The sequence below is a fragment of the Kitasatospora arboriphila genome (assembly GCF_039528095.1).
GTDB lineage: Bacteria > Actinomycetota > Actinomycetes > Streptomycetales > Streptomycetaceae > Kitasatospora > Kitasatospora arboriphila.
Map to the genome: position 1 here is coordinate 1 of NZ_BAAALD010000177.1, position 7,038 is coordinate 7,038.

Here is a 7,038-nt window from a genome sequence, read left to right on the forward strand (position 1 = left end):
AACCGGCGCTACCGCCTTGAGAGGGCGGCGTGCTAGGCCGCTACACAACGGGGGCTTGCACTACTGCTGTACTGCGCTGGGGTACCAGGACTCGAACCTAGACTAACTGAACCAGAATCAGTCGTGCTGCCAATTACACCATACCCCACCAGAGTTCAACCCCTGCGGGGTCTTCGCTCGGTGTCTCGCGCCTCCCTGCCCGGGCGGCGCAGAAAGAACATTACCCGACGCCAGGCCCGGCTCCAAAATCGATAACCGCAGGCAGGGCGCCGGGCGCCTGCGGCCCTGGTCAGCGCACCGGGGCCGCAGGCGGCGCGGGCGGCCTCAGGAGGCCGGCGCGGCCTCCAGGGCGGCCCCCAGCCGACGCAGCGTCTCGGCGCGGCCCAGCAGCTCCATCGACTCGAACAGCGGCGGGGAGACCCGGCGGCCGGTCACCGCCACCCGCAGCGGGGTGAAGGCGAACTTGGGCTTGATCCCGAGGCCGTCCACCAGGGCCTCGCGCAGCGCGGCCTGGATCGCGTCCGGGGTGAAGTCGGCCAGCGCCTCCAGCGCCTGCACGGACGCCTCCAGGACCGGCCGGGCGTCGGCGCCGAGCGCCTTGGCGGCGTCGTCCGGGTCGACCGCGAAGTCCGCCGGGTCGACGAACAGGAAGCCGGCCATCGGGACGATCTCGCTCAGCACGACCATCCGCTCCTGGGTGAGCGGGGCGACGGCGGCCAGCAGGTCGAGCTGGTGCGCGGTGGGCTCGGCCGGCAGCAGTCCGGCGGCCTGCAGGTACGGCACCAGCCGGCGGACGAAGTCCTCCGGGTCGAGCGCGCGCAGGTGCTCGGCGTTGATCGCCTCGCACTTCTTCAGGTCGAAGCGGGCCGGGTTGGCGTTGACCTTGGCGATGTCGAAGGCCTCGACCATCTCCGCCATGGAGAAGCGGTCCCGGTCCTCGGAGAGCGACCAGCCCAGCAGGGCCAGGTAGTTGAGCAGGCCCTCGGGCAGGAAGCCGCGCTCGCGGTAGAGGTTGAGCGAGGCCTGCGGGTCCCGCTTGGAGAGCTTCTTGTTGCCCTCGCCCATCACGTACGGCAGGTGGCCGAAGCGCGGGGTGGTGCCGCCGCCCACGCCGATGTCGGCGAGCGCCGCGTAGAGGGCGATCTGGCGCGGCGTCGAGGAGAGCAGGTCCTCGCCGCGCAGCACGTGGGTGATGCCCATCAGCGCGTCGTCGACCGGGTTGACGAGGGTGTAGAGCGGGGCGCCGTTGGCCCGGACGATGCCGTAGTCGGGCACGTCCTTGGGGTCGAAGGCGACCGGGCCGCGGACGAGGTCGTCGAAGGCGAGGGTGGTGTCCGGCATCCGGAACCGGAGGATCGGGCTGCGGCCCTCCAGCCGGTACACCGCGACCTGGTCCTCGCTCAGCTCGCGGCAGTGGCCGTCGTAGCCGGACGGCCTGCCCGCCGCGCGGGCGGCCTCGCGGCGGGCGTCGAGCTCCTCGGTGGAGCAGTAGCAGTGGTAGGCGTGCCCGGCCTCGTGCAGCCGGCGGGCGACGTCGGCGTAGACGTCCATCCGCTGGGACTGCCGGTAGGGCGCGTGCGGGCCGCCGACCTCGGGGCCCTCGTCCCAGTCGAAGCCGAGCCAGCGCATCGCGTCGAGCAGCTGGCCGTACGACTCCTCGGAGTCGCGGGCGGCGTCGGTGTCCTCGATCCGGAACACCAGGGTGCCGCCGTGGTGGCGGGCGAACGCCCAGTTGAACAGGGCGGTGCGGACCAGCCCGACGTGCGGGTTGCCGGTCGGGGACGGGCAGAAGCGGACCCGGACGTCCGGGCCCGCGAGGGAGTCAGCCACGCTTGATCACCTTGTTGGCGAGGGTGCCGATGCCTTCGACGGAGACGGCGACCTCGTCGCCGATGCTGAGGGGGCCGACGCCCGCGGGGGTGCCGGTCAGGACGACGTCGCCCGGCAGGAGCGTCATCGCCTCGGAGATGTGCGCGATCAGTTCGGGGATCGAACGCACCATCAGGGAGGTGCGGCCGGTCTGCCGCAGCTCGCCGTTGACGGTGCAGGTGATCGCCAGGTCGGACGGGTCCAGCTCGGTCTCGATCCACGGGCCGAGCGGGCAGGAGGTGTCGAAGCCCTTGGCCCGGGCCCACTGGCCCTCGCGCTGCTGGACGTCGCGCGCGGTGACGTCGTTGGCGCAGGTGTAACCGAGGATCACCTCGGGGACGCGCTCCACCGGGACCTCGCGGCACATCCGGCCGATCACCACGGCGAGCTCCGCCTCGTGCTGCACGTCCGAGGAGAACGGCGGGTAGGCGATGGACTCCGTCGGGCCGACGACCGCGGTGGACGGCTTGAAGAAGGTCAGCGGGACGTCCGGGACCTCGTTGCCGAGCTCGGCGGCGTGCGCCGCGTAGTTGCGGCCGACCGCGACGATCTTGTTGGGCAGCATCGGCGCCAGCAGGCGGACGTCCTGCATCCGGTAGCTCTCGCCGGACAGCTGCGGCGGCCCGAACGGGTGGCCGGCCAGCGCGTGCACCACCAGGGAATCGGGTTGGGCCGGGTCGCCCTCGACGACGCCGAAGGAGACGCTGCCGGCGGCAGGGCTCCCTTCCCGGACGGAAAACCTGGCGATACGCACCCTGCAGCCTCTCGGTCGGTGGCCTGCTCGATCGTCCCCAGGCTATCGCGCGGGGTGCCGCCGGCCCGGGGGCGCGCGGCGGCGGGGGCGCTCGTGCACCCCGGACGCCCCGGACACGCCGGACGCGCCCGGACGCCCCGGACACGCCGAGGGGCGCCGACCGGTGCGGTCGGCGCCCCTCCTGCGGGCGGGTGCGCTCAGTCCTGGGGAAGGCGCGGCGCGGGCGCCACCATCAGCTGGGTGCGGCGCGGGTTGGCCGTGCTGTCGGGCAGCTCGACGGCGTACTCGCGCGGCTCCTGCGAGGCCACCGCGCCGGGGAGCTGGGCGAAGTCCGCGACGGAGGCCAGGGTGGTCCGACGCGGGTTGGCGGTCGGCCGGACGGTGAGCGTGGACTTCGCGGCGACCTTCGTCGGCTGGGACATGGGCGGGGCACCTTGGTTTCGCGAGGAGGACTTTTGGGCGGGCGCGGGCCTGGGAAGGCTCTCCGCGGCCCCGCCAAGGGTAAGGATCTCCTGTCACAGGAGCCGTGACCAAAGCTACACATTAATCTGTGACTTTGGTCACAATTCCGTGATCCATTTCGGCTTTCGGGACATTCGGGGCGGTTCGAGAATTCGGACATAACGCCCATCTCGGACATTGGTCGCACATGTCCGGGCTCCACCCGGTCGGCCGAAGGGTGCTGCGTGTCCGAAAAGAGCCGTATTACCAGCGCGTAACCGCACAGACCGTGAGAGCCTGCGCGCGGTCGGTAGCTCAGGACACCGAGTCATAACGGCCCTTGTTGGACTTCTCGCGCTGTGCTGGAATGCCACGGAAAAACTCGACACCGTCCCCCTCCGCGTCAGCGGGGAGGGGCGCCCGGTCCAGAGGTTGCGACGCCAGTGCAGGGACGTTTCAAGAGGGGCAGCGGCGCCGCGGGTGACCCGGAGTCGCGCGAGCCGGTGGCCGGCCCCCACCAGGCAGCGCCAACAACAGGCCAGGCCGGCGGCAGCGCCGAGCCCGCCGACGACACGGTCACGGACGGCCACGACACGGCCGACGGCAAGTCGGGCCGTTCGCGGCTCCGCAGCACGCTCAACTACCGCCGGGCGACCGGCCTCAACAGGTTCGCGCTGCGCAACTGGCGCATCCGCACGCGCCTGATCGCGCTGCTGCTGCTCCCCGTGATGGTGGCGCTCGTCCTCGGCGGTCTGCGCGTGCAGACCTCGATGGAGAACTCCCGCCAGCTGGCGCAGATGACCGACCTCGCGGACCTCGCCCGCCGCGCGACCGCGCTGGCCGACGCCCTGGAGACCGAGCGCGACATCAGCGCCGGCCCGCTCACCGCCAAGCCCGGTGAGCGGCAGGACCCGGACGTCATGGACGCCCAGAAGAACACCGACCAGCTGAGCAAGGCCTTCGCCACCAGCGCCGACAAGTTCGACGAGCTCGACCTCGCCGGTGGAAAGGCCCTGCTGCTGCAGGTCCGCAAGGACCTCAACCAGCTGTCGGAGGCGCGCGGCTCCGCGTACACCAACATCGACAACATTCAGGCCACCGTCCTGAACTACGACGTGATCATCAAGGGTCTCATCGGCATCACCGAGGAGATCGCGATCGCGTCGAACTCGACCGAGCTGATCAAGATCACCCGGGCGCTCAGCCAGTTCGCGCTGTCCAAGGAGAACGCGTCCATGCAGCGCGCGCTGATCTCCGCCGCGCTGGCCCGCCCGCAGAAGGCCGACCTCTCCCCCTCGGACGAGACCTTCGGCATCCGGCTGCAGGTCTCCGAGGAGTCCGCGCTCGCCAACTTCACCGCCATCTACGGTGACGAAGAGGCCCGCAAGAAGCGCTCCAGCCTGAGCTTCAACCAGACCATCGCGGACACCGACCGGTACACCCAGCAGGTCCTCAACACCAACGGCATCCGGCAGACCGACCCGCGCACCTACACGGACTGGTACGACGCCGCCAGCGTCAAGATCAACGCCGAGCAGCGCATCGAGACCCAGCTGCTCGAGGACCTCGACGGCAAGGCCCAGAAGCTGCAATCCGACGCCGACACCGAGGCGCTCGTCAACGCCGCGCTGATCGCCGTCGTCCTCATCGTCGCCATCGCCGGTGCGGCCATCGTGGCCCGCTCGATGGTGCGCTCGCTGACCCGTCTGCAGACCGCGGCCGAGGACGTCGCCGAGCGCCGTCTGCCCGAGCTGGTCAAGACCCTCTCCGAGAGCGACCCGCACGACGTCGACGTCACCGTCGAACCCGTCGGCGTCGACTCCGCGGACGAGATCGGCCACGTGGCCTCCGCGTTCGACATGGTGCACCGCGAGGCCGTCCGCCTCGCCGCCGAGCAGGCCCTCCTGCGAGGCAACATCAACGCGATGTTCACCAACCTCTCGCGCCGCAGCCAGGGCCTCATCCAGCGCCAGCTGTCGCTCATCTCCGAGCTGGAGAGCCGCGAGGCCGACCCGGACCAGCTGGCCAGCCTCTTCAAGCTGGACCACCTCGCGACCCGCATGCGCCGCAACGGTGAGAACCTCCTCGTCCTCGCGGGCGAGGACCCGGGCCGCCGCTGGACCCGCCCCGTCCCGCTGGTCGACGTGCTCCGTGCCGCCGCCTCCGAGGTGGAGCAGTACGAGCGCATCGAACTCGCCGCGGTGCCGTCGACCGAGGTCGCCGGCCGCGTCGTCAACGACCTCGTCCACCTGCTCGCCGAGCTGCTCGAGAACGCGACCTCGTTCTCCAGCCCGCAGACCCGCGTCCGGGTCACCGGCCACGCGCTGCCCGACGGCCGCGTGCTGGTCGAGATCCACGACACCGGCATCGGCCTGAGCCCGGACGACCTCGCGGACATCAACGAGCGCCTCGCGAGCCCGCCCACCGTCGACGTCTCCGTCTCCCGCCGTATGGGCCTCTTCGTGGTCGGCCGCCTGTCCCTGCGACACGGCATCCGCATCCAGCTGCGTCCCAGCGACTCCGGCGGCACCACCGCACTCGTCATGCTGCCGGTGGACGTCACCAACGCCGCCGGCCGTCCGGGCCAGCGCCCCGCCGGCGGTGCCGCCGGCAAGGGCCGCGGCCTCGGCCCCACCCCGCGCCAGCAGGGCCGCGGCACCGCGGCGGAGGCCCTCGCGGGCCGCGCCGCCGCCGCGCTCGGCCAGGCCCCGGCCGATGCCCCGGCGCGTCCGCAGCTCGGTCAGGGCCCGCAGGGCGGTGCCCCGCAGCAGCCCCAGGGCGGTCGTCCCGCCGGCGGCCTGCCGACCCGTGAGGTCGGCCAGGCGCTGCGCGAGACCCCCGCGCCGAACCGGCAGGGCCAGCAGGCCCCGCAGGGCCAGCCCAACCAGCAGGGCCAGCAGGGCCAGCCGCGGCGGGTCCCGGGCGCGTCCGGTGCCCCGGGCGCGCAGGGCGGTCCCGGCGGCCAGGCCGGCGGCCTGCCGCGCCGCGGCCCGGAGCAGGGCCCCGGCGGCCGTGCCCCGATGCCGGAGCGCCAGCGTCCGGAGGCCGGCCCGCAGGGCGGGGCGCCCGGCCCCCCCCCCGCGCGCCCGCAGGCGCCGCAGCAGCCGGGCCCGGCGGAGAGCCCCGTCGAGTCCACCGTGCAGTTCGGCCGGCCGCGCTTCGAGGCCAGCGACATCGACCCGCGCGACCCGCTGGGCCTCGGCCTGGTGGAGCCGGTCCTGCCGGACCCGGCCACCCAGCCGGGCGGCGGCCACCCGTTCGCCCAGCAGGCCCCGCAGCAGCCCCAGCCGCAGCAGCAGGCCCAGCCGATGGCGCTGCCGACCGGCCCCGGCCCGGAGGACACCCAGCAGTGGTTCCGTCCGGAGGACGGCGGCCAGCAGCAGGCCCGTCCGCGCCCGCAGCAGCAGCCGCAGCCGCAGTACCAGCCGCAGCGCCCCGGCACCTCGGCGCAGGGCGTCCCGCCGCAGCAGCAGGCCCCGCAGGGCCCGCCGCGCCAGCAGCAGCGCCCGCAGGCTCCGCAGCGTCCGGGCCCGCAGGCCGGTCCGCAGCGGCCCGGTCCGCAGGGCGGTGAGCCCGGCCGCCGCGGGGCCGCCGAGGCCCCGTGGCGCCCGTCGGCCAACGACGAGCGCTGGCGCCGTGCCGAGCAGGTGCGCGAGCCCTCGACCAGCGGTCTGACCACCTCGGGTCTGCCGCGCCGCACCCCGCAGGCCAACCTGGTCTCCGGCACCGCCGAGTCGGCGCCGCTGACCGGCCCGCAGGTCTCCCGCAGCCCGGAGGAGGTCCGCGGCCGCCTGACCAACCTGCGCCGCGGCATCCAGCAGGGCCGCCAGGCCGGCCAGGGCCAGGGTCCGGCACAGGGCCAGGGTCAGGGCCAGAACAACTTCGGCCGCCAGCAGCAGGGCTTCGACGGCTTCGGCCAGAACCACCAGGAGCGTTGAGTTGAGTCAGATGAGCCAGGCCGCACAGAACCTGAA

The 7,038-nt window shown here is 73.2% G+C and carries 4 protein-coding genes and 1 tRNA gene; 1 reads left to right on the top strand and 4 read right to left on the bottom strand.

What is annotated here, in order from left to right:
- Window positions 1-76: 76 nt before the first annotated feature.
- From ABD353_RS38825 to ABD353_RS38840, 4 genes are all read right to left on the bottom strand, one after another.
- Window positions 77-148: transfer RNA gene (locus tag ABD353_RS38825), tRNA-Gln, on the bottom strand.
- A gap of 176 nt (window positions 149-324) precedes the next feature.
- Window positions 325-1,830 (bottom strand): glutamate--tRNA ligase, encoded by a 1,506-nt coding sequence (gene gltX, locus ABD353_RS38830; protein WP_344628443.1) that lies wholly within the window; start codon window positions 1,828-1,830, stop codon window positions 325-327.
- The gene (locus ABD353_RS38835) at window positions 1,823-2,623 is read right to left on the bottom strand and encodes a fumarylacetoacetate hydrolase family protein (protein ID WP_344628444.1); all 801 of its coding nucleotides are present in this window, start codon (window positions 2,621-2,623) and stop codon (window positions 1,823-1,825) included. The genes gltX and ABD353_RS38835 overlap by 8 nt, the downstream gene beginning before the upstream one ends.
- Window positions 2,624-2,820: 197 nt before the next feature.
- Complete coding sequence (locus ABD353_RS38840) at window positions 2,821-3,045, bottom strand: hypothetical protein (protein ID WP_344628445.1); 225 nt, start codon at window positions 3,043-3,045, stop codon at window positions 2,821-2,823.
- 462 nt (window positions 3,046-3,507) lie between these two features.
- On the opposite strand from ABD353_RS38840, the gene ABD353_RS38845 reads away from it, so the two are divergent.
- Entirely contained in the window at window positions 3,508-7,002 is a 3,495-nt protein-coding gene (locus ABD353_RS38845) for a sensor histidine kinase (protein WP_344628446.1), read from the top strand.
- Window positions 7,003-7,038: the final 36 nt, after the last annotated feature.

Bases quoted from the DNA above. Each gene is read 5' to 3' on its own strand.
- ABD353_RS38840 (WP_344628445.1), bottom strand. From the start codon at position 3,045: ATGTCCCAGCCGACGAAGGTCGCCGCGAAGTCCACGCTCACCGTCCGG.